Source organism: Citrobacter sp. LUTT5, from assembly GCF_009905315.1.
In the GTDB taxonomy this organism is placed as follows: Bacteria; Pseudomonadota; Gammaproteobacteria; order Enterobacterales; family Enterobacteriaceae; genus Citrobacter; species Citrobacter freundii.
Genome location: NZ_CP047606.1, coordinates 3,806,855 through 3,832,248 on the forward strand (window position 1 = coordinate 3,806,855; position 25,394 = coordinate 3,832,248).

Genomic DNA, 25,394 nt, shown 5'->3' on the forward strand with positions numbered 1-25,394 from the left:
ACTGCTAAATATTAATCGTCATTACCAGATCTCTGCCGATTCCGTTTCCATCACTCCCATGCGCGCTCAGATTTCGCGGCGTCAAACTGCGGCGGCGGTTTACGAAAGCGTCCGGTCAGGTACGCGAGATACACCAGCCCGACGCCGGCCCATACCAGTCCCAGCGTCAGCGATGTCACTTCCAGATTCACCCATAGTACGGCTACCGTGGCGGCACCGACCATTGGCAATACCAGATAGTGCAACTTTTCCTGCCAGGTATGCTTACGTCCTTCACGACGCCAGAAGTGGTTAAACACGGACAGATTAACGAAGGTAAAGGCCACCAGCGCGCCAAAGTTAATCAGCGCCGTAGCGGTCACCAGATCAAAAAACAGGGCCGACAGCGCCACAATCCCGACCATGATGACGTTCAACGCGGGAGTACGCCATTTGGGATGGACATAACCAAAGTACTTCTCCGGGAAGACGTTATCGCGGCCCATCACATACAGCAGGCGAGAAACGCTGGCATGCGACGCCAGACCTGACGCCAGCGTATTCACAAAGGTGGTGCACAGAAAAATAGACTGGAACAACTTGCCGCCGACGTACAGCGCAATCTCCGGCAGCGCCGCATCCGGGTCTTTGAATCGGCTAATGTCCGGGAAGAACAGTTGCATAAAGAACGAGGCGGCAATGAAGATCAGTCCACCGTACAGCGCGGTAAGAAAAATGGCTTTTGGAATGGTGCGCGCAGCATCTGGCGTCTCTTCAGAGAGAGTCGTTACCGCATCAAAGCCGAGAAACGAGAAGCAGACAATGGTCGCCCCGGTGATAATCGGAATCAAATGCGCATTCTGACTAATAAACGGTTGCAACGACCAGACGGTCCCGACCCCTTCGCCTTTGTGCAGCCCCTGCACCACGAGGAAAATAAACACCACGATGATCGCCACCTGCACCAGGACAAACAGGGCATTGAAGTTCGCCACCAGGTTAACGCTTTTCAAATTGGCCGCGGTAAGGATCGCCACAAACAGCACCACCCAAATCCATGGCGCAACCCCCGGGAATAACGCGGAAAGGTAAATTTTCGCCAATAGTACGTTAATCATCGGCAGGAAAAGGTAGTCAAGCAGTGACGACCAGCCGACCATAAACCCCACATGCGGATTAATCGCTTTTTGCGCATAGGTATAGGCCGAACCGGCCTGCGGAAACTGGCGCACCAGTTTTCCGTAACTGATGGCGGTAAACAGTACGCCCGCCAGGGCCAGCAGATAGGAGGCCGGAACATGGCCATTGCTGATACCCGAAACAATGCCAAAGGTGTCAAACACCGTCATCGGCGTGAGATAGGCCAGCCCCATCACCACTACCTGCCACAGCTTGAGAGATTTACGCAGCTGTGCTTTGCCCGGCTGGGCTGCAAGATCCACAGAAGAATTAGTCGACATAGCTTTCCTCCCCGCGACGAGCCCAGATCTGCGTTCGAAATGTGGGAACAGCAGACCTGGGTCGTATCGGGGTAGAAAGCCATAAGAAAGGCGTCAATGTTGCACGGCACAGATGCGGTCCGTACTTACTGCGGGAGCCATGGATGCTCACGCGGGGCTGGTTTTTAAACATTGGCATCATCACATTTCCTCGTCACAAACTCTGTCGGTTATCTGAAGACCCGTTGTCGCCCGCGCTCCATTACGCGACATCCGGGAAATGGCAGGTATTCCTGCAATTTTGACGGGCTGGCTCCGCTCAGCCCGCATGATGCGACTTCTTTTTAAATGACCTGTACGACTGTCAGGCGTTTTTCAACATCCACTCAATTTCAGTGTCGGTGATAAGACGTTCAAACTGGATTAATTCATCGTTTTTACAGGCGTGATACACGTGGCTAAAACGCTCACCCAATAATTCACGCAGACTGTCGTTTTGCATAAACTCCCACAGCGCATCGCTCTGGCGGATAGGAAACGGTAGCCCTTCCTGCTCCAGTCCGTTGCCTTCCACCTCTTCCTGCAACGGTAGCTCGTTATCCAGACCGTGAAGGATCCCCGCCAGGATGGTCGACATCACCAGATATGGGTTGGCATCCGCCCCCGCCACGCGATATTCAACCCGATGGTTATCACGATCGCCGCAGGGAATACGCAGCGCCACCGTACGGTTGTTATGCCCCCAGGAAGCCTGAGTCGGCACATACATACCCGGCTGGAAGCGGCGATAAGAGTTCACATTCGGCGCCAGCAGCGCCATTGATGCGGGCATCAGATCAATCATCCCGGCAAGCGCACGCTTAAGTAACATGGAATCATCGCCATTCGCATCGGCCAGCACGTTCTCACCTTTATTATTCATAATGCTGATGTGGATATGCATCCCGCTCCCTGCGTGTTCCTCATAAGGCTTTGCCATAAACGTGGCATGCATCTTATGTTTCTCCGCCACCAGCCGTACCAGACGTTTCAACGCCAGCGCGTCGTCGCAGGCGTCGAGCACGTTATCGGTATGGTAGAGGTTGATTTCAAACTGCCCAGGGGAGGCTTCAGCCACTGCGCCGTCAGCCGGGATCAGCTGTAAACGGGCCAGTTCATCGATATCGTTTAACACATCAGCAAAATGGTTCAGGTTATCAACCGAGTAAACCTGACTTTGGGTATTGCGATCGTCCGTACCCGGCGCGCACGGCGGCTGCAGATAACCTTCGGGATCGCGCTTACGATCGAGTAAATAGAACTCCAGCTCTACCGCTACGACGGGGAACAGACCGCGCTGGCGAAGTTTCTGCCAGAGTCGGTTCAGTACGTTCCGCGGCTCAACGTCAAAGGGAGCGCCATCTTCATCCAGCATCGTCAGCATCATCTGTGCAATAAATTCAGGATCGGCGGCCGAAGGGGTTAACGTGCCTGCCACCGGTACACAAGTCCGATCCGGTTCGCCAAGCTCCTGGCCTAATCCCGCCTCTTCGACCACATTGCCAAGAATATCCATCGCGAAAACAGATGCCGGGAAATAGCAGCCTTTCTCTAATTTATGCAATCCAGCAACCGGAAGGCGCTTACCGCGAAAACAACCATTAAGGTCGGTTAACAGCACATCCACATACTGCGTATTAGGATAGCGTTCCAGATACTGCTTAACTTCGCGCGCAAACGCGCTACTTCGTCTCTCTTCAGAATGCTGAACAAAATTCTCAACTTCTACGATATTGGTTTCCATGATTCACCGCCGTTGGCCTGGTAAGCTGCTCTGTGATTTGAATGTTAAATATAATGTCCACCATTCGACTCTGGATGCAAACAAAATGTTTTTCAAATGTTAAATTAAGTTTGCTAGAAGGTTATTCCGCTGCTAGATTGAGAAAATAATGAACGGAATTGCACAACAAGGAACCGTTTGGCAATAATTTATTCCAAAACGTGAGGTCGATCATGGGCAATATATTTGACAAGCCAGTTATTGGTGTAGTGATGTGTAGGAACAGGCTTAAGGGTCACCAGACCCAGACTCTGCAAGAAAAGTACCTGAATGCGGTATTAAATGCCGGTGGATTACCGATAGCGCTGCCCCATGCGCTCGCGGAACCCGAATTGCTGAACGCGCTGTTACCGAAACTGGATGGTATCTTCCTGCCAGGAAGCCCAAGCAATGTGCAGCCGCACCTCTATGGTGAAAATGGCGATGAGTCTGACGCCGATCCCGGGCGTGATCTTCTGAGCATGGCGCTAATTACCGCCGGGCTCGAAAGGCGCATTCCCATTTTCGCCATCTGCCGGGGCTTACAGGAATTAGTTGTCGCCACTGGCGGGACTCTGTATCGTCGCCTGTGCGATCACTCACAGTTCCTGGAACATCGTGAAGATGCGGAACTCCCGGTGGAGCAGCAATATGCACCATCTCATGAAGTCCAGGTTCAACAGGGAGGATTGCTATCTCAGTTAATACCAGGTTGCAGCACGTTTTGGGTTAACTCCTTGCATGGTCAGGGAGCAAAAACCCTTGGCCCGCAGCTGCGCGTGGAAGCACGCTCGCAGGATGGATTAGTGGAAGCTGCCAGCGTCCATGACCATCCTTTCGCGCTCGGCGTGCAGTGGCACCCGGAATGGAACAGTAGCGAATACGCCCTGTCGCGTTTGTTACTTGAAGGTTTTATCACCGCTTGTCAGAACCACCTCGCTGAAAAACAGCGACTCTGACCACTACAGTTAAGGAAATGCAATTATGAGCGATGACGGCCTGGCGCCGGGTAAACGTTTGTCAGAGATCCGCCAGCAATTGGGTCTTTCGCAGCGTCGTGCCGCCGAACTGTCTGGGTTAACGCATAGCGCCATCAGCACCATAGAGCAGGATAAAGTCAGTCCTGCCATCAGTACGCTGCAAAAGCTATTGAAAGTATATGGGCTGTCGCTCTCCGAGTTCTTCGCGGAACCGGAAAAGCCTGACGAACCGCAGGTGGTTATCAATCAGGATGATTTGATTGAGATCGGGAGTCAGGGAGTATCCATGAAGCTGGTACACAACGGAAATCCGAATCGTACGCTGGCAATGATGTTTGAAACCTATCAGCCAGGCACGACAACCGGGGAGAGAATTAAACATCAGGGTGAAGAGATTGGCACAATACTGGAAGGTGAAGTGATACTGACCATCAACGGTCAAACGTATCCTCTTGTTGCAGGGCAAAGCTATGCCATTAACACCGGCATACCACACAGCTTCAGCAACACCTCGGCGGGGATCTGCCGCATCATCAGTGCCCACACTCCCACCACGTTCTAATCAGTAACGGCCTGAGTTTCTCAGGCCTTCTTAAATAACGCGCATTAACAGGGTACATCCCTGGGGTATCGTGCAGCCTGATTTTGCCTGAAAAAGATCAGCAACGAACTTTATCTTATTGATATAAAAGGAGTAGCTATGAACTTTCAGAATCTTAAATATTGGCGTGAGAAAGCCAGCCATTATTCACCGGAAACCCGTTTATTTATTAACGGCGAATATTGTGCCGCCGCCGATAACGAAACCTTTATTACCCAGGATCCGGCAGGACAACGCCCGCTCGCCAAAGTCGCCCGCGGCAAAAAAGCGGATGTTGACCGCGCGGTCACCGCAGCCCGCACCGTGTTTGAACGCGGGGACTGGTCGCAGGCATCACCCGCAGAGCGCAAAGCGGTGCTGCACAAACTCGCCGATTTAATGGAGCAGCATCACGAGGAACTGGCGCTACTGGAAACGCTCGACACCGGTAAACCGATTCGCCATAGCCTGCGTGATGATATTCCCGGCGCGGCACGCGCCATCCGTTGGTACGCCGAGGCGATAGATAAAGTCTATGGTGAAGTTGCCACTACCTCGGTGAACGATTTAGCGCTGATTGTCCGCGAACCGGTGGGCGTGATTGCGGCCATCGTGCCATGGAATTTTCCCCTGCTGCTGGCATGCTGGAAGCTCGGCCCGGCTCTGGCTGCGGGTAACAGCGTGATCCTCAAGCCTTCCGAAAAATCACCGCTGACCGCGATTCGCCTGGCCGCACTGGCTAAAAAAGCAGGTTTGCCCGATGGCGTGCTCAGCGTTGTGAGCGGGTACGGTCACGAAGCGGGCCAGGCACTGTCGCTGCATCCGGATGTTGATGTGATCACCTTTACCGGCTCGACCCGCACCGGCAAGCAACTGCTCAAAGATGCTGGCGACAGCAACATGAAACGCGTCTGGCTGGAGGCCGGCGGTAAAAGTGCCAACATCGTATTTGCCGACTGCCCGGATCTGCCGAAAGCCGCCGCTAATGCAGCGGCAGGTATTTTCTATAACCAGGGCCAGGTTTGTATCGCCGGTACACGTCTGCTGCTGGAAGAAAGTATTGCCGACGAGTTTATCGCGCTTTTAAAAGAGCAGGCGAAAAACTGGCAGCCGGGCAACCCGCTGGATCCGGAAACCACGATGGGCACGCTTATCGACAACACGCATGCCGACACCGTTCACAGTTTTATTCGCGACGGTGAAGCGCAAGGCACGCTGGCGCTGGATGGCCGCAGCCACGTACACCCGGCGGCCATCGGCCCGACTATTTTTGTCGACACCGCGCCGCAAGCCCACGTCAGCCGCGATGAGATCTTCGGTCCGGTACTGGTCATCACTCGTTTTAGCAGTGAAGCCGAAGCTCTGGCGCTGGCCAACGACAGCGACTACGGTCTGGGCGCCGCGGTCTGGACCCGCGATTTGTCGCGCGCGCACCGCATGAGTCGCCGCCTGAAGGCCGGTTCGGTCTTCGTGAATAACTACAACGACGGTGATATGACCGTGCCATTCGGCGGCTATAAACAAAGCGGTAATGGACGCGATAAATCCCTGCATGCGCTGGAAAAATTTAGCGAATTAAAAACCATCTGGATCTCCCTGGAGTCTTAATCATGACTGAACATACCAGCAGTTATTACGCCGCAAGCGCCAATCAATACGAACCGTTCCCGACCCTTAGCGAATCGGTAAGCTGTGATGTTTGCGTCGTGGGCGGTGGTTATACCGGACTCTCCTCCGCCCTGCATTTATCAGAGATGGGTTACGACGTGGTGCTACTGGAATCCGCACGAATTGGCTTCGGAGCCAGCGGGCGCAACGGTGGCCAGTTGGTGAACTCCTACAGTCGCGATATCGACGTCATTGAACGCACCTACGGCCCGGACGCCGCTAAAATGCTTGGCAGTATGATGTTTGAAGGCGGCAATATCATTCGCGAACGTATCAAACGTTATCAGATCGACTGCGACTATCGTCCTGGCGGGCTGTTTGTGGCCCTGAACCACAAACAGATGGAAACGCTGGAGGAGCAGAAATCGAACTGGGAACGCTACGGCAATACGCAGCTTGAACTGTTGGATAGCAGCGAAATTCGCCGCGAAGTCAGCAGCGATCGTTATGTCGGCGCGCTACTCGACCACAGCGGTGGTCATATTCATCCGCTAAACCTGGCGATTGGCGAGGCTAACGCCATTCGTCTGAACGGCGGGCGCGTGTTCGAACAGTCGCCAGTCACCCGTATTCAGCACACCAGCCCGGCAGTGGTCAGCACCGAAAAAGGTCAGGTTACGGCACGTTTTGTGATTGTCGCGGGCAACGCCTACCTCGGCGACAAACTGGAACCTGCGCTGGCAAAAAGCAGCATGCCGTGTGGCACGCAGGTGTTAACCACCGAACCGCTGTCGGCGGAGATGGCGCGCTCGCTGATCCCGAAAAACTACTGCGTTGAAGATTGTAACTACCTGCTGGATTACTACCGTCTGACCGGCGATAACCGCCTGCTGTACGGCGGCGGTGTAGTCTACGGCGCTCGCGATCCGGACGATATTGAGCGTCTGGTGATGCCGAAACTGCTGAAGACCTTCCCGCAATTGCAGGGGATAAAAATTGATTACCGCTGGACCGGTAATTTCCTGTTAACGCTGTCGCGCATGCCGCAGTTCGGCCGTCTTGATACCAACATTTACTATATGCAGGGCTACAGCGGCCACGGCGTGACTTGTACCCACCTGGCAGGACGGCTGATTTCGGAACTGCTGCGCGGGGATGCCGAGCGTTTTGACGCGTTCGCCAAACTGCCGCATTACCCGTTCCCGGGAGGCCGCAGCCTGCGCATTCCGTTTACCGCCATGGGCGCGGCCTATTACAGCTTACGCGATCGCCTTGGGGTTTAAGTTCTTCCGCGATAAACCCGACGCACAGGGCGGTCCCCCCTGTGCGTTTTTTTATTGCCGAATAAGCGAAAAACAGATAACAGGCACGAAAATATCGCAATAGGACATAACCACACACTTTGCATTGTTTCTCCCCGCTAATCGGATAGGCTTTTTTAGATTATCGCTGGCGGCGTGCGCCAGAACTCAACGGGGGAAGAAACGCGTGTTATGAATACGAATAACGAGGAGACCTTTTATCAGGCGATGCGCCGTAAGGGCGTGAGCAGGCGCAGTTTTCTTAAATATTGTAGCCTCGCGGCAACATCGCTAGGGTTGGGAGCCGGAATGACGCCCAGAATCGCCTGGGCGCTGGAAAACAAACCCCGGATCCCGGTCGTCTGGATCCACGGTCTGGAATGCACCTGCTGTACCGAATCATTTATCCGCTCCTCTCACCCACTCGCCAAAGACGTCATCCTCTCTCTGATTTCCCTTGATTACGACGACACACTGATGGCCGCCGCCGGAACACAGGCCGAAGAGGTCTTTGAAGACATTCTAAGCCGCTACCACGGCCGATACATTCTGGCCGTCGAAGGTAATCCTCCGCTGGGAGAACAAGGGATGTTCTGCATTAGCGGCGGGCGACCGTTTATTGAAAAGCTTAAAAGAGCCGCCGCCGGTGCCAGCGCGATTATCGCCTGGGGCACCTGCGCCTCCTGGGGCTGCGTGCAGGCTGCCCGGCCTAACCCAACTCAGGCAACACCGATCGATAAAGTGATTACCGATAAGCCGATCGTGAAAGTGCCCGGTTGCCCGCCGATTCCAGACGTCATGAGCGCCATCATTACCTACATGGTGACTTTTGACAGGCTGCCGGAACTCGATCGTCTGGGGCGTCCGCTGATGTTTTATGGTCAGCGTATTCATGACAAATGCTACCGCCGCGCCCACTTTGACGCCGGGGAGTTCGTTGAAAGTTGGGACGATGACGCTGCCCGCAAAGGCTATTGCCTGTACAAAATGGGCTGCAAGGGGCCAACCACCTATAACGCCTGTTCCACCACCCGCTGGAATGGTGGCGTTTCCTTCCCCATCCAGTCCGGCCACGGTTGTCTGGGATGTTCGGAGAACGGCTTCTGGGATCGCGGTTCGTTCTACAGCCGTGTGGTCGATATTCCACAGATGGGAACGCATTCTACCGCTGACACCGTGGGCCTCACCGCGCTCGGCGTAGTGGCGGCTGGTGTCGGCGTCCACGCAGTCGCCAGCGCCGTCAATCAACATAACCGCCACAAACAGCAGTTAACAGAAGCCGAACAACCGCAGCCGGACAAAGAGGATAACCAGGCATGAGCAACTCGTATCAAACCCAGGGATATACGTTAAACAATGCGGGTCGCCGCCTGGTTGTGGACCCCATAACCCGCATTGAAGGCCATATGCGTTGTGAAGTGAACATTGATGAGCAGAACATCATCACCAACGCGGTTTCCTGCGGCACCATGTTCCGCGGGCTGGAGATCATCCTACAAGGTCGCGACCCGCGCGATGCCTGGGCCTTTGTCGAACGGATTTGCGGAGTATGCACCGGCGTACATGCCCTGGCATCGGTGTATGCCATTGAAGATGCCATTGGCATCAAGGTGCCCGACAACGCCAACATCATTCGCAATATTATGCTGGCGACACTGTGGTGCCACGACCATCTGGTGCACTTTTACCAGTTAGCCGGAATGGATTGGATTGACGTGCTGAATGCCCTGAAAGCAGATCCGCGCGCCACATCACAGCTGGCGCAAAGCCTTTCTGCCTGGCCGAAGTCCTCCCCTGGCTACTTTTTTGACGTCCAAAATCGCCTGAAGAAATTTGTCGACGGCGGTCAACTGGGGATTTTCCGCAACGGTTATTGGGGTCACCCGCAGTACAAACTGTCGCCTGAGGCTAACCTGATGGGCTTTGCCCATTATCTGGAAGCACTCGATTTTCAGCGCGAGATCATCAAAATCCATACGGTGTTTGGCGGTAAGAACCCGCATCCTAACTGGATTGTCGGCGGTATGCCGTGCGCGATTAATATCGATCAGCGCGGCGCGGTTGGCGCAGTCGATATGGAACGCCTGAACCTGGTGCAGTCGATCATCACCCGCACCGCTGATTTCATCAACAACGTCATGGTGCCTGACGCGCTGGCTATCGGCCAGTTCAATAAGTCCTGGAGCCAGATTGGTACCGGGCTTTCTGATAAGTGCGTCCTGAGCTACGGCGCGTTCCCGGATATCGCCAATGACTTCAGCGCGAAGAGCCTGTTGATGCCAGGCGGTGCGGTGATTAACGGTGATTTTAAAAACGTGCTGCCAGTGGATCTAGCCGATCAGCAACAAATTCAGGAGTTTGTCGATCATGCCTGGTACCGTTATCCGGACGATCAATTAGGTCGTCACCCGTTCGAAGGGATTACTGAACCCTGGTATAACCCGGGCGATGTCAAAGGCAGCGATATTGATATCAAACAGCTCAACGAACAGGAACGCTATTCGTGGATTAAAGCCCCGCGTTGGCGCGGACACGCCATGGAAGTTGGACCACTGGCGCGCACGCTGATTGCCTATCACAAAGGGGATGCCGCCACGATTGAATCCGTCGATCGCATGATGTCTGCCCTCAAGCTGCCGCTTTCGGGTATGCAGTCGACGCTGGGGCGTATTCTGTGCCGCGCGCACGAAGCCCAGTGGGCCGTGAGCAAACTGCAATATTTCTTCGACAAGCTAATGACCAACCTGAAAAACGGCAATCTGGCGACCGCAAACACAGAAAAATGGGAGCCAGAAAGCTGGCCGCAGCAGTGCCGCGGGATCGGTTTTACCGAAGCACCGCGCGGCGCTTTAGGTCACTGGGCATCGATTCGCGACGGGAAAATCGATCTCTATCAGTGTGTGGTGCCGACCACCTGGAATGCCAGCCCGCGCGATCCGAAGGGACAAATTGGCGCTTACGAGGCGGCGCTGATGGGCACCCAAATGGCGATACCGGATCAACCGCTGGAGATCCTGCGCACCTTGCACAGCTTCGATCCCTGCCTGGCATGTTCAACCCACGTACTCGGCGACGACGGCAGCGAACTTATCGCCGTCCAGGTTCGCTAAGCGTTAAGGAACGGAACGATGACTGGAAAAACATCCCCACGCGTCGGGGAGGCGCGTGATACCGCTATCAGCCACTATGTGTTTGAAGCGCCTGTGCGCTTGTGGCACTGGCTGACGGTCGGCTGCATGTTGGTGTTGATGGTGACCGGATACTTCATTGGCCGACCGCTGCCGTCGGTCAGCGGTGAGGCCACTTATCTGTTCTATATGGGCGACATCCGGTTGGTGCATTTCTCCGCCGCCATGGTGTTCACGGTGATCCTGCTGATGCGCATTTACTGGGCCTTCGTCGGTAACCGCTATTCACGAGAACTTTTTATCGTGCCGGTCTGGCGGCGCAGCTGGTGGCGAGGCGCGTTTTCGGTCGTGCGCTGGTATCTGTTTCTGGAAAAAAAACCGGGAGATGATATCGGTCATAACCCCATCGCGCAGGCGGCGATGTGCGGTTATTTCCTGCTCTCCGTTTTTATGATCCTCACCGGTTTTGCCTTATACAGCGAACATAGCCAGTACGCCATTTTTACCCCTTTCCGCTATGTGACGGAGTTTTTCTACTGGACCGGTGGGAACTCTCTCGATATCCACAGCTGGCATCGGTTGGGGATGTGGTTCATCGCCGCCTTCATCGTAGGCCATGTGTATATGGCGATTCGTGAGGACATCATGTCTGACGATACCGTCATCTCCACCATGGTCAATGGCTACCGCAGCCACAAATTTCCCAAAGGTCAGCACGACAAGGAGGCGTCATGAGCGAACCACACGTCATCGTGATGGGTTTAGGCAACCTGCTGTGGGCAGACGAAGGCTTTGGTATTCGCGTCGCCGAACGCCTGTACGCCAATTATCACTGGCCGGAATACGTTGAGATCGTCGACGGCGGCACGCAGGGGCTGAATCTGCTGGGCTACGTTGAGCAGGCCAGTCATCTGCTGCTGCTGGACGCCATCGACTACGGTCTCGCGCCGGGCACCCTGCAAACCTACGCCGGTGAAAAAGTCCCCAGTTACCTCAGCGCCAAAAAAATGAGTCTGCATCAGAACAGTTTCTCCGAAGTGCTGGCGCTGGCGGACATTCGCGGCCATCTGCCCCCGCACATCGCCCTTGTAGGACTTCAACCGGTACAGCTGGACGACTATGGCGGCAGCCTGACCGACATCGCGCGTGCTCAGCTTCCGGCGGCGGAGCAGGCTGCACTTACGCAACTGGCTGCGTGGGGGATTGTGCCACAGACCAACGATGAAACGCGTTGCCTGAACTATGAATGCCTGTCGATGGAAAACTATGAAGGCGTGCATATTCGCCAGTATCGCGTAACGCTGGAGAGATAAGCAACATGTTGAATGACAATCCTTTTCCTGCTCTATGGCAACGTATGCTGGCCAGGGGCTGGCAGCCGCTAACCGCGCCCGAACTGGATGACTGGATAACCCACGTTCGCGACGGTGTGGTGTTACTCAGTAGCGATCCCCGCCGTACACCGGAAGTCAGCGATAATCCAGTGATGATTGCCGAGTTGCTCCGCGAGTTTCCCCAGTTTGACTGGCACATCGCCATGGCGGATCTCGAGCATAGCGAGGCGATTGGCGATCGTTTTGGCGTATTCCGCTTCCCGGCTACCCTGGTATTTACCCAAGGTGAGCTGCGCGGCATTCTCAGCGGCATCCACCCGTGGGCCGATCTGCTCAACCTGATGCGCCCCTTAGTTGAACCACGCACGCCGCCGGAGTCTGAACGATGAGCGACACTTTTTTTCATCTGCTGGGGCCGGGAACGCAACCGAACGATGACAGCTTCAACATGAATCCTTTGCCCCTCACCTGCCAGGTCAACAGCAACCCGAGCATGGCGTCGCTGGAAAACTGTCCGCACAGTCCGGCGGTGATGGCATTGTTAGCCGATGTGCGCCACCAGCTCAGGAGGCGCACTCCCGCCAAACAAGACGTGCTGGGATGGGATTTATCCGCGCTCAACGCAGACGATCTCACGTTTTTGAATACGCTGCTCGGCGAAGGCGAAGTTTCAATACGCATCCAGCATGCTGACGGTAGAGCGAGCGAGATCCAGGAGTCGATTTTCTGCGGTATCTGGCGGGTGCGTTGTCAGAATGACAACGGGCAGTGGGAGGAGCATCTGGAAGCAGGCAGCGCACCGCGTGCACTGTGGCTGGCGGCAACGTTCAATACACTGCCGGACGACAGCCTGTTGCCCCCGCCGGTGGACGGGCTAATGAATGGCCTGACGCTGGCTCAGGAACTGCTGGCGCACGTGCGCGATCCGGCCTTGCAACCCCATAGCATTAACCTCACCCAACTGCCGATTAGCGATGCGGATCGCCTGTTTCTTGCTCGGTTATGTGGCGAAGGACACATCCAGATCCGCACTATCGGCTACGGTGAGAGCCAAATCGACGCCACGGCGCTGCGCCATGTCTGGCATGTGCGCTGTCTGGATACCCTGAAAGGGCTTCTGCTCGAAAGTTATGAGATCTGTCCATTACCGGAACTGGTGCAGGCTGCGCCGGAAGATCTTCGCGACTCGCTCCAGCGTCTGGATGAAGTCTGCGGCTGGCTGGCATCCGGTCCACCGGCCTGACCCTCTCTCCCGGCCCGCATGCTTTTATGCTGCGGGTCTGGCGTTTTCTTCCTTATCTATTCACTCTCTAATGCCTGATGGAGTTCGCATGTGGGACGTCATTGACTTATCGCGTTGGCAGTTTGCGCTGACCGCGCTGTACCATTTTCTGTTTGTTCCCCTGACGCTGGGGCTAATTTTTATGCTGGCCATCATGGAAACCATTTATGTGGTGACGGGCAAAACAGTCTACCGCGACATGACGCGTTTCTGGGGCAAGTTATTCGGGATTAACTTTGCGCTCGGCGTGGCAACCGGCCTGACCATGGAGTTTCAGTTCGGTACTAACTGGTCGCTCTATTCTAACTATGTGGGCGATATTTTTGGCGCGCCTCTGGCAATGGAAGCCCTGCTGGCCTTCTTCCTCGAATCCACGTTTGTTGGTCTGTTCTTCTTCGGCTGGCAGCGCTTAACCAAATACCAACACCTGATGGTCACCTGGCTGGTCGCGTTTGGTTCCAATATCTCGGCCCTGTGGATCCTCAACGCCAACGGCTGGATGCAATATCCAACCGGCGCTCACTTTAATATTGATACCCTGCGTATGGAGATGAGCAGCTTTAGCGAGCTGGTCTTTAACCCCATCAGCCAGGTGAAATTTGTGCATACCGTGATGTCCGGTTATGTCACCGGCGCCATGTTTGTGATGTCCATCAGCGCCTGGTATCTGCTGCGCGGTCGCAATCGCGAGTTCGCCCAGCGTTCCTTCGCGGTGGGTTCCATTTTTGGCACACTGGCTATCCTCGGCACTCTACAACTGGGTGATAGCTCAGCCTATGAGGTTGCCCAACGCCAGCCGGTAAAACTGGCGGCAATGGAAGGCGAATGGCAAACCGAACCGGCACCCGCGCCCTTTCATGTCATCGCCTGGCCGCAGCAGGAGCAAGAACGTAACGCCTTTGCTGTGAAGATACCGGCTCTGCTGGGCATCCTGGCCACGCACTCTTTAGACACGCCGGTTCCGGGGCTGAAAAATCTGATGGAGGATGCTCTCCCCCGCCTGCAACGAGGTCGGGAAGCGTGGCTGCTGATGCAGGAAATCGCCAAAGGTAACCGCACGCCTCAGGTACTGAACGCTTTTCACGCTGTGGAGAAAGATCTGGGTTACGGCATCCTGCTGGCGAACTACGCGCCTGATATGAACCATGTCACTCCGGAGCAATATCAGGCCGCGCAACGCGGTGCGATCCCGCAAGTAGCACCGGTATTCTGGAGTTTTCGCATCATGATTGCATGCGGTTCACTTCTGCTGCTGGTGATGGCGATTGCGCTGATACAGACCTTACGCTGGCGTATCGACCAGCATCGCTGGGTACTGCACATGACGCTGTGGAGCTTGCCGCTACCGTGGATTGCCATTGAAGCGGGCTGGTTTATGACGGAGTTTGGCCGCCAGCCGTGGGCGATTCAGGATATTTTGCCGACCTGGTACGCCCACTCCGCGTTAAGCGCAGGCCAACTGGCCTTCTCCATGGGGCTAATTCTCACGCTTTACACCTTGTTTTTAATTGCCGAAGTCTACCTGATGCAGAAATACGCGCGCCTTGGCCCGGATGCAATGCATAACCAACAACCAACGCAACAACAGGGATAAAGGAGATAATCATGTTGGATTATGAAACGTTGCGGCTCATCTGGTGGCTGCTGATTGGCATCATCCTGGTGGCATTTATGGTCACCGACGGGTTTGATATGGGGGTTGGCTGCCTGTTGCCGCTGATCGCGCGTAACGATGATGAGCGTCGGGTACTAATCAATAGCGTCGGAGCGCACTGGGAAGGTAACCAGGTGTGGCTCATTCTGGCGGGCGGTGCATTATTCGCGGCCTGGCCACGGGTCTATGCCGCGGCATTTTCAGGGTTTTATGTGGCGATGATTCTGGTGCTGTGCGCCCTTTTCTTTCGCCCGTTGGCCTTTGATTATCGTGGAAAAATAGCCAATGCACGCTGGCGCGCCATGTGGGACACCGGGTTGGTGATTGGCAGTCTGGTCCCTCCAGTTATCTTCGGCGTCGCGTTCGGCAACCTTTTTTTGGGCGTGCCTTTTATCTTCACTCCACAGCTTCATGTGCAATACCTGGGCACCTTCTGGCAGTTACTCTCACCCTTTGCCCTGCTGTGCGGCGCATTAAGCCTGATGCTGGTTATTCTGCAAGGGGGCGTGTGGCTCCAGTTGAAGACCGACGGCATTCTTCACCAACGTGCGCTGTCTGCTACCCGCCGCAGCGCGATGCTGGTCGTGCTCTGCTTTCTGTTAGCCGGTTACTGGCTATGGACGGGGATCGATGGCTATGTGTTGCTAAGCCAGGATCCTAATGGTCCTTCCAACCCGTTATTAAAAGCAGTAACTACCTCGCCGGGCGCGTGGATGGCGCACTTTTATCAGTCACCACTGCTGTTAATTATTCCGCTGCTTGGCATGATTTTCCCGATGCTCGCGATCTATGCCTGCGGACAGCGTCGGGCCGTATGGGGATTTTTGTTTGCTTCAATGGGCCAGGCCTGCGTGATCTTCACCGCTGGAATCACCCTGTTTCCGTTTGTGATGCCTTCAAGCGCGTATCCGCTCTCCAGCCTGACGGTGTGGGACAGCACCTCCAGCCAGATGACACTCAGTATCATGCTGGTTATTGTGCTGATTTTTCTACCGATCGTTCTGCTTTATACCGTGTGGAGTTATTACAAAATGCTCGGGCGCATCAATGTAGAAACGATCCGGCGCCATAACCACGAACTTTATTAGGGAGGACTGTACGATGTGGTATCTGTTTTGGTTTGTCGGCATTCTGCTGATGTGCGGACTCTCCACGCTGGCGCTGGTCTGGCTTGAGTCGCGGCAGAGATAATTCTACACGGGCGCTACGCTTTCTGGCTCCCCGGTTTATTCGGGGAGCTTTTTTATCCCCTTTCCATCAGCTCGCCAAGACGCCTAATCTGCCGTCCCTGATTATCGAAATTACGCTCATCGAGCCACATATCGTAGGCCGGTCGAAGTGACGGGTACTCACCGTCAATGATTGAGTACCATGCGGTATCTCGATTACGCCCCCGCGTGACGACAGCCTGACGAAATATGCCTTCAAAACTGAAGCCAAAGCGCTCCGCCGCCTCACGGGAAGGAGCATTGAGAGCATCGCATTTCCATTCAAAACGGCGATAGCCCAGATCCTCAAAAACGTACTTTAAAAGCAATGAGATGACTTCTGTTGAGATTCGCGAACGTTTCATGCGTACGGAGTAGGAAACATGGCCAACCTCGATCACGCCATTTGAGGGATCAATCCGCATCAGTGCAAACGTACCAACAGGTTTCATACTGGTTAAATCGATCACAGCAAAATGCATCGGATCGGTCTGTTCTTCCATCTTTTTTACATAATCCAGGAAGGTATCGAAGGTCTCAAAAGGCCCGACCGCCAGATATGTCCAGTCACGACAATCGCTTGCTTCGCTGTACGCTTCATACAACTCTTTTGCATGGCGTTCGGCGTTAATACGTTCAAGCTTACAATAGCGACCTGTAATTTGCTGAGCCTGTGGAAAGGGTGCGCCTTTCCAGTCAGACAAAGTCATACCAACGGGTTGATGAAATTGATTAAAGATGCCCGACATATCCATACCTCTTACAAAACAGGGCTAAACCAGCGCAGAGTATGATCAAACTGGACAGTCCAAAAGAACCACAATGCGTGTTTTTAACAGATCCACACTATTTAATTGTACAAAAAACAGGCGCAACATTTTTACACGTAGCAAAAGAAACGTATTTTCTGCATTAATGCTAAGAGCTGAATAAATTATAAGTTAAATAACCTGAGCCAGACGGCGAATCCCATCAACAATTGCCTCTACCGGATGATTTGCAAAACCAATCAAAATCCCCTGTCGTGAGACATCGCTCTGGTAATAACGACTTAGTGATAGTATTCCCATCCCTAGTAATCTGGCTTTCTCTTCAACTTCACTCCCAGTCATCCCATTTTGCAACCAACATACGATATGAACGCCAGAGTCTGAAGGTTGAATAATCATTTTATCAGCAAGATAGTATTGAATAGCATTGACCAACGCAGTTCTTCTTTCATAGCATGCTTTGCGAATTCGACGCACATGACTGGCATAGTGCCCCTCCTCAATAAAATTTGCCATCACTGCTTGTTCAAGATAGCTGGTGCCGAGATCGGAATAATATTTGGTCACCATAATCTGTTCTTGTAAACCCGGCGGAACAACTAAAAAACCTAAACGGAATTCCGGGTACATCATTTTAGAAAATGTTCCGGCATAGATTACGCGTTGATTCTGATCTAATCCTTGCAGAGCTTGTAAAGAACGGTCGGCATAACGGAACTCACTATTATAATCATCTTCAAATATCCATGCCTGATTCGACTTCGCCCATTCCAGCAACTCAAAACGCCGGGATAAACTCAACGTTCCACTTAATGGATATTGATCCGACGGGACGACATAGGCCAGCTTAGCGTCAGGAAAATGATCAATACCATAGCGGACGTTCATTCCTTCGCTATCTACCGGTACCGGCCTCACCATAGCACCAACAGACATGAAGGTTCCGCGGGCGCCTTTGTAACCCGGGTCGTCCAGCCAAACTTCATTTCCTGCCGACAGCAATGCTCGTGCAGTAATGTTCAATGCCTGCTGAATACCATTTACGATGATTATTTGATCTTCGTTACAGTTCACTCCACGCGTTGTTTTAATGTAGCGGCAAACCGCTTTTCTCAAAGGAAGGTACCCGCAAGGATGAGTGTGGGCTCCCAGTTGATGCCGGGATTGTCTCCAGACTCGTTGCAGTAGCTTTCCCCATAACCCATGCGGGAAGAGATCCGTACACCCGACACCAACCGCAAATAGACGGTTCATGCCGCGCCCTTCATACTCATTTGACCATAAATCGCGAGCAGGATTATTTCGGCTGTGAACCTGCTCATCAGGCGATACGACGTCCACCAACGCCATCTCTGGATAGCTATTGCTGATACTCCGATCCGGAATATGATGTGAGACATACGTTCCAGACCCTTTACGAGTCAGGATATACCCTTCATCTAATAGCCGGTCATAACCGGCGATCGCTGAGTTTCGTGAAATTGACATCATTTCGGACAACGCCCTGGTTGACGGCATTTTTGTTCCTGGCGGCAATCGCCCTTCGAGGATGTGATCGCGGAGGATTTGGTAAACCTGCTCCTTAACCGCACCTTTTCCTAAAACAAATCCTTGAAATAAAGGCGCATTGTTTTTCTTCACTGTATTAACCTTTATACTAAAGTGGATCCTATCAATATATCGAAAGTGTCTCTTTACGAGAGTTTATAAAATTCTTAGTATCATCATACTAACACATTACTCGTATAAAATATCAGGATATATATGATTAACATGAATGCCGTTACTATTGAAAGTGCAGAACAAAAAGACTACGCCAGCTGGCTTCCTTTATGGATAAACTATCAAACATTTTACCGCACTATAATTTCAGATGAAGTAACAAAATTAACGTGGGAGCGTTTCTTTACCCCGAGCGAACCTGTTTATTGTGCTGTTGCAAAATATGATGGGAAAATAGTGGGGCTGGTTCATTATCTCTTTCACCGCTCAACCTGGGCAGAATCAAACTATTGCTATCTCGAAGATTTATTTGTTAGCGAAGATGTACGCGGCCAACACATCGGTAAACAACTTATCGAATATGTCCAACAACAAGCCAAAAAACATCACGCGTCAAGATTATACTGGCATACGCATGAAACCAATCTCCGTGGGCAACGTCTGTATGACTGGGTGGCCAAAAAGAGCGGGATGATCGAATATCGTATGTAAGTATAATAATACTCAGGATAGTATTGAATAATTAAATACTAAAAATAAGCCTCTGAGTAGATATACTCAGAGGATGTATCGGTGACAAATCCTCCCAACCTGAATAAGATAAGGAAAAAAACCAGCGATAAGCAAATTCTTAAGTATTAAAAAGGTAAAGAGCCAGCATGGCAACGATAAAAGATGTTGCAGAGTCAGCGGGAGTGTCCACCGCAACAGTTTCACGTGTTATTAATCAAACCGCATGGGTTGAACCCGTGACGCGTGAGCGTGTTGAAAAAGCCATGCGCGAACTGAACTATCATCGCAATGCTGCCGCTATTGCATTAGCGAAACGCAGCGGTGACATGCTCGGGTTATTGACCGGCAATCTTGCCGATCCCTTTTTTGCCAGGCTTGCACGAGGCGTGGAAGAAGTATCACGCCAGCAGCAGTTTCGGCTGATGGTATGCAGCGGCGGTCACGATGAAGGAATGGAGAAATCAGGACTCGATTTCCTGATAAACCAGGGCTGCGAAGCTATTGTGGTCCATGCCAGTAGACTGTCTGAAAAGGAACTGTTGCGATATGCCGCTCATTTTCCTGCCATGGTGGTCGTAAATCGCTATATTGCCGGGATGGCCAATCGCTGCGTGTGGCTGGAAAATAGTCAAGCAGCTAAAACAGCCACGCTACATCTCCTGGAGCAAGGACACCGTTGTATTGCCTGCGTGACAAGTGACTTACCGATTATCGATCGCCGTGAGCGGCTGGAAGGTTATCGCCAGGCGCTGGCTGAATATGGTATTACGCCAGATAAAAATTGGGTGATTAGCGTACCCTTTAATGAAGAAGGTGGCGAACGCGCTGCACATCAGCTGCTTAATTGCGGCATTCCTTTCACCGCAACGGTGACATTTAATGATGTGATGGCCGCCGGGATTATGCGCATCCTCCATCAGCAGGGAATTACACTTCCTCAACAGCTTTCGATCGTTGGATTTGATGATGTGGTGATGGCCCGCTATCTCTACCCAGCACTCACAACAATGCATTATCCCGTTGAGCGCATGGCTCGCTGCGCTTCGCAGCTGGCGATACAGCTTTTTAAGGGCGCAACTCAGCGTCCCAGCGTGAATAGTTTCACTGCAGAGCTGGTGATCCGCGATTCTGTTCTTCCCCCCTCTCTCTGAAATCATGCGTAAATCGTCAAGCCCCTGAGTTGTGATCAACTTCAAATTTAGCGCCCTCATGTAATCGCTTACATGAGGGCCAATGAACGATCACAGTCAGACAAAAGAGTGTTCTCTACTCTTGAGCGACCTTACAGACTGGAGATTCATGAATGAATGCCTCTCAAAATCAGAAAAAAGCACTCTCATTTGGACTGGCAGTGATCCCTATTTTAGCCATGCTACTGCTGTTAATTATTGGCTACGGCATCATGGGGCTACGTATTGAACCTTTATTGCTTTGTTCTGCTGCAGTCGCCGCGGGCATGGCCTGGTGGCAAGGGTATTGCTGGGAAGACATCATTAATTCGGTGGTGGATAAACTCGCCAAAGCAATGCCGGTTATCATGATTCTTATCTGTGTTGGCGGCCTGATTGGTACATGGATGTTCAGCGGCACCATCCCTTACATGGTGTACTGGGGACTTAAACTCATCAGCCCCGAATACATTCTCATCGCCGCGTTCTTTTTGACCAGCATCGTATCGGTGTGTACCGGAACCTCCTGGGGTTCCGCCGGAACGGTTGGCGTAGCGCTGATGGGGGTTGCCGCCGGACTGGATGTCTCATTGGCAGCAGCGGCAGGTGCCGTTGTTTCTGGCGCTTACTTCGGTGACAAGATATCGCCGCTGTCAGACTCCACCAACTTTGCGGCCATTGTCGCAGATACCACCCTTTTCGAGCATATCCAGCACTTATTGTGGACCACTATTCCCAGCTTTCTGCTTGCCGCCGTGGTTTATCTTATTGCGGGCCACAGCAATATGCTCGGCGAGGTCGCCACACCGCAACGGGTTACAGATATTGTCAACGCTCTGGAGTCGCTATACCACTTCAATATCATTCTGATTTTGCCGCCGGTTATTGTGTTGTGGGGCGCGATTCGTAAAAAGCCGGTCATTCCTTTAATGCTGAGCGCATGCGTATTAGCCCTGATTCTGGGCGTTGTCATGCAAGGACTCAGCATCAAGCAGGGGCTGGATGCCTTTATAGATGGGTTCAACATTACTATGTTCCCGCAAGGGAGTGAGGGCATTATTGCTGATGTTCCGCGCCTGCTGAACCGTGGCGGAATGTTCTCAATGATGAGCACTATTCTTCTGGTATTTTGCGCATTTTCTTTTGCCGGTGCCTTAACGTTAACGGGCGCACTCAACATTATCATTAACCGCTTACTGACGGTCATTCACAGCGTCGGTCAGTTAATTGCGGCAACCATTGGTACCACCCTTCTTGTTACCGGAGCGACAAGCGACGGCAAGCTGGCTCTTCTGGTTCCAGCTGAATTATTTAAAGACGCATACCGCCGCATGGGACTGGATACCAAAAATCTGTCCCGCACAATTGAAGACGCTGGCACCGTCATTGAGCCGTTGTTGCCATGGACCGCCGCCGGAGTTTATATGGCCACAACATTAGGAGTGAGCACACTGGATTTATTGCCATGGGCGATTCAGTGCTATGCCGCAATCTTCTTCGCCTTGATTTACGGTTTCACGGGAATCGGTATTGCGAAGGCGCCATCAGTGACAGAAACAGAAAAAAATATTACGGCAACAGAATAGGGAGAGCATGTAATGGATTTTAATAAGATTATCGATCGCCACGATACCGCCTCGCTGAAATGGGACTTTATGGCGCGATATTTCGGCGAGGATACACATCAACTGTTGCCAATGTGGGTGTCTGATTTTGACTTTACTTGCCCGCCCGCTGTTCAGGAGGCTTTAACTCACCGCGTCGGGCACGGTATTTTTGGTTACAGCGAACGGCCACAAAGCTACTTTGATTCATTAATCTCATGGCTCTCAACCCGGCATCAGCTGGAAATCAAGCAAGAGTGGATCTGCAGTATTGAAGGTGTTGTTCCGGGATTATCGCTACTCGTACAAATGCTGAGTCAACCTGGTGAAGGTGTAGTCGTTCAGGGGCCTTATTATGGCTCATTCGCTAAAATTATCTCTTTGAACGGCAGACAGTTGCTGGAAAATCCGTTGTATGAGGACCCGGCTACCGGTTATCAAATGGATTTTACTCACCTGGAAATGTTATTCCGGAATGAACGTCCACCGTTGATGATTTTATGTAATCCGCATAACCCAACCGGCCGTTGTTGGTCTGTACAAGAGCTGGAACAGCTACTTACGCTGTGCGAAACCTATGATGTGACGTTGCTGTCTGATGAAATATGGGCAGATTTATTGCTTCCTGGAGAACAATTTACTTCAGTTCTGCATCTGGGAGAACGCTGGCATTCGCGTGTAATTTCAGCCACTTCAGCCAGTAAAACGTTTGGTTTGTCGACATTGCGTATTGCTAATTTTCTGATACCGGCACCGGCATTGCGTGAACACTTTTTACGCCGTCTGGATGCACATGGGCTGGATGTATTCAATGCGCTATCCGTCGAAGCGAGTACGGCAGCATGGCAACATGGTGCACCATGGTTAGACGAGTTACTTGGCTATCTGGCTGAAAATCGACGCTGGTTTATTCAACAAATTGATGAACATCTCCCGTGGGCTCGGGTTGTTCCTTCCCAGGCAACTTATCTATTGTGGATAGATTGCAAAGCGCTTGGACTGGATGATGAGCAGCTCAAATGGGTAATGCTTGATGTTGCCGGTATTGCGCCTTCAATGGGAAATAGCTTTGGTCCTGCTGGAAAAGGTTTTATCCGCCTGAACATGGGATGTCCACGCGCCTACCTCGAAAAAGCGGTAGAGGGGTTGAAGCGTATTGCATTTACATCTTGCTAAATCTGCTCAGTAAACGAATCGGCCCTAGCGCAGGGCCGCTCGATATTATCAGCCATTTTAATGAAAAACCAAGTGATATAGTACCTGTTAGCCACCAATATACAGGGGCGTCTAAGCGCGTTTTTGCATTACAAGCTAAAACGAGGATTCAGGCACTATTATTTTCATTCACTATCTTCTTGTTTCATTTTCATTAAAAAATGCAACACATTAGGATTATTATCCACAATATTTGTGAATTTCCCCAATAACCTTGAAGCATCTTTTTTTCGATTATGATTAACATACCAGGTATGGCATACACCGTATAACAATGCGCTTTTTAACTCAATGAATTCATCATCCATGCCTGGATGTTGATAAAGAAAATTATCCGTATAATCTTCTATTTCTTTAATTTCATGAATTTGTTTAACTGGTATATCAAGCAGTGAATTACTGGTTTTGATCATTTCTAGCATTGAATAAAAAATCGTAGGCGATTGGTTTTGAAGAAAAACCTGATTTTTAAATTCATCAATGATCTTTTCTTTTTCCTTAGTATCTTCGATAAAATATGTCAACTGCGCAAGGTGGCTCAATAAAGTCACATCATTTTCAGCGTCATTAGTTAGTTTCCATTTATCATAACTATTTTTGACATAAGCGCGTTGAAAACTCTCCTTATCTGGATAAGGATAATACGGATGAAAGCTGAGTGCCTGCACTAAAAACCCAGCAGCGACGTCATCAGATAGTTCTGCACTATAAACATCTACGAAAGAAGCTGTCAGACCAGCCATCAAAAAGTTGAGCTCATCGTCTATAAAAGGATATCTTCCTTTTAAATCAATGACCTCACTTCTTATCTTAACGACCAGGTTAGCCATACCAATAGCGTCCATTTCATCTTTTCGGGCACTTAGTGTACGGGCATTTATATCAATGAAGAGGATCTTAGCTATTATCTCTCGCTTTTGAGCATCAGTTAACTGTGATTGCGAAATAATTTTATCAAAAATCTGATTAAACCATCTACTCTCTAAATTAATGCTATGCGCATTGGGTGATAACAACTTCCCGTTCAAACTATAGTGGATTTTCTCTATTTTATTATCACGTGTAAACCCTACCAACGTTACGACTGAGCGAGAATTCGCTTCAGCCAAATTAATTATTTGCTGTTTAGAACGATGAGTCAAAAACAATGTCGGAAATTGCCAGTTCTCAACCGCAAACGGGGGCACAAATTGGAATGAAGGATTCTCTTTAGATGTGGCCCTTTTCCACGTCTCCTCCATCTGGTTAGTGATGTCATAAGCATTTTCATCTGTATTACTACTGTTCCACCCCCCATCTTTTTCATTATAGAAGCCAGAAATGCTTATCTGTGCAAATTCAGGGTATGGTTGGTAGAAAATCGCACAACCCATTGCAAAAAACAACACAAGCAATGAGAAACAACTCGACTTGTTGGGATAACGTCTTTTTTTTCGATGATAAATTAATGTAGTTATTAGAATGACAACAGAACCACATATGAAAGGAATCTTCCATTCATTCAGAAAAAACAAAAAAGAGGAAAAATTAAAAAAAATCAGTGCTGGCAATCCCAAAAAGGTGAGAATATTTCCGGAAAAAGTAGCAATGTCCTGGAATTTCATGAGGGGCCTATCTTCTGGTAGATATTGAAGATAGATTAAAAAATACAGCGCAAGATGACAAGGATTTCTGCCAATAAGTTATGTTAGTCGCTTGTTTTTTCTAGGTAAATGTTCTTATTCATGCAAAATCACCCCATCCCTAAGTAAAATTGTGGTTTTCATGTAATTCGGAGCTAAAATCTCCGCTCACAGAATGGCGAGGACCTGCGATTGCACGTCTTACAAAACTCCCACTTTGCATTGTTCAACTCATTGAAACAAATATATTGATCATCAGTTGCCTCCATTTTGTCACATCCGCAACGCGCAAAATGCACATTAGTGCTGAACAAAGCAAAACACTGCAATAGTAACTTGATGATTTTACGAGAAAAGGTGGTGCGATAATAGGAGTCGACAAACAAGATCAATCAATTGATTTTATTGAATAAATCAACATCGAAGAATAAACCTATACACACACCTATACACATTGGCGAATGCGTTCATTTTTCACACACCCT

Annotated in this window: 22 protein-coding genes; 17 read left to right on the top strand and 5 right to left on the bottom strand. The window is 51.3% G+C overall.

From position 1 onward, the window contains the following. Window positions 1-50 precede the first annotated feature (50 nt). Both GUC46_RS18315 and GUC46_RS18320 read right to left on the bottom strand, forming a co-directional pair. Window positions 51-1,439 (bottom strand): APC family permease, encoded by a 1,389-nt coding sequence (locus GUC46_RS18315; RefSeq protein ID WP_003838705.1) that lies wholly within the window; start codon window positions 1,437-1,439, stop codon window positions 51-53. Window positions 1,440-1,782: 343 nt separating this feature from the next. Further along, complete coding sequence (locus GUC46_RS18320; protein ID WP_003847712.1) at window positions 1,783-3,201, bottom strand: glutamine synthetase family protein; 1,419 nt, start codon at window positions 3,199-3,201, stop codon at window positions 1,783-1,785. A 212-nt stretch (window positions 3,202-3,413) separates the two neighbouring features. On the opposite strand from GUC46_RS18320, the gene puuD reads away from it, so the two are divergent. From puuD to cbdX, 13 genes are all read left to right on the top strand, one after another. After that, window positions 3,414-4,178, top strand: coding sequence for a gamma-glutamyl-gamma-aminobutyrate hydrolase (gene puuD / locus GUC46_RS18325; RefSeq protein WP_043015313.1), 765 nt, complete (start codon window positions 3,414-3,416; stop codon window positions 4,176-4,178). 25 nt (window positions 4,179-4,203) lie between these two features. Next, on the top strand, window positions 4,204-4,761 hold the full coding sequence (gene puuR, locus GUC46_RS18330) for an HTH-type transcriptional regulator PuuR (protein WP_003830877.1): 558 nt from the start codon (window positions 4,204-4,206) through the stop codon (window positions 4,759-4,761). A 138-nt stretch (window positions 4,762-4,899) separates the two neighbouring features. After that, window positions 4,900-6,387 carry an aldehyde dehydrogenase PuuC gene (gene puuC / locus GUC46_RS18335; protein WP_003838712.1) on the top strand — a complete coding sequence of 496 codons (1,488 nt, stop codon included), beginning with the start codon at window positions 4,900-4,902 and terminating at the stop codon, window positions 6,385-6,387. 2 nt (window positions 6,388-6,389) lie between these two features. Then, the gene (locus GUC46_RS18340) at window positions 6,390-7,670 is read left to right on the top strand and encodes an FAD-binding oxidoreductase (RefSeq protein WP_160180575.1); all 1,281 of its coding nucleotides are present in this window, start codon (window positions 6,390-6,392) and stop codon (window positions 7,668-7,670) included. Between the two features lie 210 nt (window positions 7,671-7,880). Continuing rightward, window positions 7,881-9,008, top strand: coding sequence for a hydrogenase 1 small subunit (gene hyaA / locus GUC46_RS18345; RefSeq protein ID WP_016149649.1), 1,128 nt, complete (start codon window positions 7,881-7,883; stop codon window positions 9,006-9,008). Beyond that, complete coding sequence (gene hyaB, locus GUC46_RS18350; protein ID WP_008321012.1) at window positions 9,005-10,798, top strand: Ni/Fe-hydrogenase large subunit; 1,794 nt, start codon at window positions 9,005-9,007, stop codon at window positions 10,796-10,798. Before hyaA ends, hyaB begins: the two co-directional genes overlap by 4 nt. An 18-nt stretch (window positions 10,799-10,816) precedes the next feature. Then, entirely contained in the window at window positions 10,817-11,551 is a 735-nt protein-coding gene (hyaC, locus tag GUC46_RS18355; RefSeq protein ID WP_032948616.1) for a Ni/Fe-hydrogenase b-type cytochrome subunit, read from the top strand. Next, entirely contained in the window at window positions 11,548-12,129 is a 582-nt protein-coding gene (gene hyaD, locus GUC46_RS18360; protein ID WP_160180576.1) for a hydrogenase 1 maturation protease, read from the top strand. Before hyaC ends, hyaD begins: the two co-directional genes overlap by 4 nt. A 5-nt stretch (window positions 12,130-12,134) precedes the next feature. Next, the gene (gene hyaE, locus GUC46_RS18365) at window positions 12,135-12,539 is read left to right on the top strand and encodes a hydrogenase-1 operon protein HyaE (RefSeq protein WP_003847722.1); all 405 of its coding nucleotides are present in this window, start codon (window positions 12,135-12,137) and stop codon (window positions 12,537-12,539) included. After that, window positions 12,536-13,393 (top strand): hydrogenase expression/formation protein, encoded by an 858-nt coding sequence (locus GUC46_RS18370; protein WP_160180577.1) that lies wholly within the window; start codon window positions 12,536-12,538, stop codon window positions 13,391-13,393. Before hyaE ends, GUC46_RS18370 begins: the two co-directional genes overlap by 4 nt. An 88-nt stretch (window positions 13,394-13,481) precedes the next feature. Further along, window positions 13,482-15,026, top strand: coding sequence for a cytochrome bd-II oxidase subunit 1 (gene appC, locus GUC46_RS18375; RefSeq protein ID WP_061549903.1), 1,545 nt, complete (start codon window positions 13,482-13,484; stop codon window positions 15,024-15,026). Window positions 15,027-15,037: 11 nt separating this feature from the next. Continuing rightward, window positions 15,038-16,174 carry a cytochrome d ubiquinol oxidase subunit II gene (appB, locus tag GUC46_RS18380; protein ID WP_061549904.1) on the top strand — a complete coding sequence of 379 codons (1,137 nt, stop codon included), beginning with the start codon at window positions 15,038-15,040 and terminating at the stop codon, window positions 16,172-16,174. Between the two features lie 13 nt (window positions 16,175-16,187). Continuing rightward, window positions 16,188-16,277, top strand: coding sequence for a cytochrome bd-II oxidase subunit CbdX (cbdX, locus tag GUC46_RS18385; RefSeq protein WP_003838732.1), 90 nt, complete (start codon window positions 16,188-16,190; stop codon window positions 16,275-16,277). Between the two features lie 52 nt (window positions 16,278-16,329). On the opposite strand, the gene GUC46_RS18390 is transcribed toward cbdX, so the two are convergent. Further along, the gene (locus tag GUC46_RS18390; RefSeq protein WP_044699247.1) at window positions 16,330-17,043 is read right to left on the bottom strand and encodes a GNAT family N-acetyltransferase; all 714 of its coding nucleotides are present in this window, start codon (window positions 17,041-17,043) and stop codon (window positions 16,330-16,332) included. A 192-nt stretch (window positions 17,044-17,235) separates the two neighbouring features. Next, a complete protein-coding gene (locus tag GUC46_RS18395; protein ID WP_160180578.1) occupies window positions 17,236-18,705 on the bottom strand; it encodes a PLP-dependent aminotransferase family protein in 1,470 nt (489 codons plus the stop codon). Between the two features lie 123 nt (window positions 18,706-18,828). On the opposite strand from GUC46_RS18395, the gene GUC46_RS18400 reads away from it, so the two are divergent. The 4 genes from GUC46_RS18400 (at window position 18,829) to GUC46_RS18415 (ending at window position 23,248) form a co-directional block, all read left to right on the top strand. Next, complete coding sequence (locus GUC46_RS18400) at window positions 18,829-19,278, top strand: GNAT family N-acetyltransferase (RefSeq protein ID WP_003838738.1); 450 nt, start codon at window positions 18,829-18,831, stop codon at window positions 19,276-19,278. 167 nt (window positions 19,279-19,445) lie between these two features. Further along, window positions 19,446-20,450, top strand: coding sequence for a LacI family DNA-binding transcriptional regulator (locus tag GUC46_RS18405; RefSeq protein WP_130714953.1), 1,005 nt, complete (start codon window positions 19,446-19,448; stop codon window positions 20,448-20,450). 152 nt (window positions 20,451-20,602) lie between these two features. Beyond that, on the top strand, window positions 20,603-22,054 hold the full coding sequence (nhaC, locus tag GUC46_RS18410) for a Na+/H+ antiporter NhaC (protein WP_057101187.1): 1,452 nt from the start codon (window positions 20,603-20,605) through the stop codon (window positions 22,052-22,054). 12 nt (window positions 22,055-22,066) lie between these two features. Beyond that, complete coding sequence (locus GUC46_RS18415; protein ID WP_057101186.1) at window positions 22,067-23,248, top strand: MalY/PatB family protein; 1,182 nt, start codon at window positions 22,067-22,069, stop codon at window positions 23,246-23,248. A gap of 164 nt (window positions 23,249-23,412) precedes the next feature. On the opposite strand, the gene GUC46_RS18420 is transcribed toward GUC46_RS18415, so the two are convergent. Next, window positions 23,413-24,891, bottom strand: coding sequence for a hypothetical protein (locus GUC46_RS18420; protein ID WP_057101185.1), 1,479 nt, complete (start codon window positions 24,889-24,891; stop codon window positions 23,413-23,415). Window positions 24,892-25,394 lie beyond the last annotated feature (503 nt).

What these genes read in the sequence shown, in the direction of transcription:
- GUC46_RS18370 (WP_160180577.1), top strand. Translation starts at nt 12,536, where the DNA reads ATGAGCGACACTTTTTTTCATCTGCTGGGGCCGGGAACGCAACCGAAC.
- cbdX (WP_003838732.1), top strand. Translation starts at nt 16,188, where the DNA reads ATGTGGTATCTGTTTTGGTTTGTCGGCATTCTGCTGATGTGCGGACTC.
- hyaA (WP_016149649.1), top strand. Translation starts at nt 7,881, where the DNA reads ATGAATACGAATAACGAGGAGACCTTTTATCAGGCGATGCGCCGTAAG.
- GUC46_RS18415 (WP_057101186.1), top strand. Translation starts at nt 22,067, where the DNA reads ATGGATTTTAATAAGATTATCGATCGCCACGATACCGCCTCGCTGAAA.
- GUC46_RS18315 (WP_003838705.1), bottom strand. Translation starts at nt 1,439, where the DNA reads ATGTCGACTAATTCTTCTGTGGATCTTGCAGCCCAGCCGGGCAAAGCA.
- nhaC (WP_057101187.1), top strand. Translation starts at nt 20,603, where the DNA reads ATGAATGCCTCTCAAAATCAGAAAAAAGCACTCTCATTTGGACTGGCA.
- puuD (WP_043015313.1), top strand. Translation starts at nt 3,414, where the DNA reads ATGGGCAATATATTTGACAAGCCAGTTATTGGTGTAGTGATGTGTAGG.
- GUC46_RS18390 (WP_044699247.1), bottom strand. Translation starts at nt 17,043, where the DNA reads ATGTCGGGCATCTTTAATCAATTTCATCAACCCGTTGGTATGACTTTG.
- GUC46_RS18405 (WP_130714953.1), top strand. Translation starts at nt 19,446, where the DNA reads ATGGCAACGATAAAAGATGTTGCAGAGTCAGCGGGAGTGTCCACCGCA.
- GUC46_RS18320 (WP_003847712.1), bottom strand. Translation starts at nt 3,201, where the DNA reads ATGGAAACCAATATCGTAGAAGTTGAGAATTTTGTTCAGCATTCTGAA.
- appC (WP_061549903.1), top strand. Translation starts at nt 13,482, where the DNA reads ATGTGGGACGTCATTGACTTATCGCGTTGGCAGTTTGCGCTGACCGCG.
- GUC46_RS18420 (WP_057101185.1), bottom strand. Translation starts at nt 24,891, where the DNA reads ATGAAATTCCAGGACATTGCTACTTTTTCCGGAAATATTCTCACCTTT.
- hyaC (WP_032948616.1), top strand. Translation starts at nt 10,817, where the DNA reads ATGACTGGAAAAACATCCCCACGCGTCGGGGAGGCGCGTGATACCGCT.
- hyaD (WP_160180576.1), top strand. Translation starts at nt 11,548, where the DNA reads ATGAGCGAACCACACGTCATCGTGATGGGTTTAGGCAACCTGCTGTGG.
- appB (WP_061549904.1), top strand. Translation starts at nt 15,038, where the DNA reads ATGTTGGATTATGAAACGTTGCGGCTCATCTGGTGGCTGCTGATTGGC.
- GUC46_RS18340 (WP_160180575.1), top strand. Translation starts at nt 6,390, where the DNA reads ATGACTGAACATACCAGCAGTTATTACGCCGCAAGCGCCAATCAATAC.
- hyaE (WP_003847722.1), top strand. Translation starts at nt 12,135, where the DNA reads ATGTTGAATGACAATCCTTTTCCTGCTCTATGGCAACGTATGCTGGCC.
- puuC (WP_003838712.1), top strand. Translation starts at nt 4,900, where the DNA reads ATGAACTTTCAGAATCTTAAATATTGGCGTGAGAAAGCCAGCCATTAT.
- GUC46_RS18400 (WP_003838738.1), top strand. Translation starts at nt 18,829, where the DNA reads ATGATTAACATGAATGCCGTTACTATTGAAAGTGCAGAACAAAAAGAC.
- puuR (WP_003830877.1), top strand. Translation starts at nt 4,204, where the DNA reads ATGAGCGATGACGGCCTGGCGCCGGGTAAACGTTTGTCAGAGATCCGC.
- hyaB (WP_008321012.1), top strand. Translation starts at nt 9,005, where the DNA reads ATGAGCAACTCGTATCAAACCCAGGGATATACGTTAAACAATGCGGGT.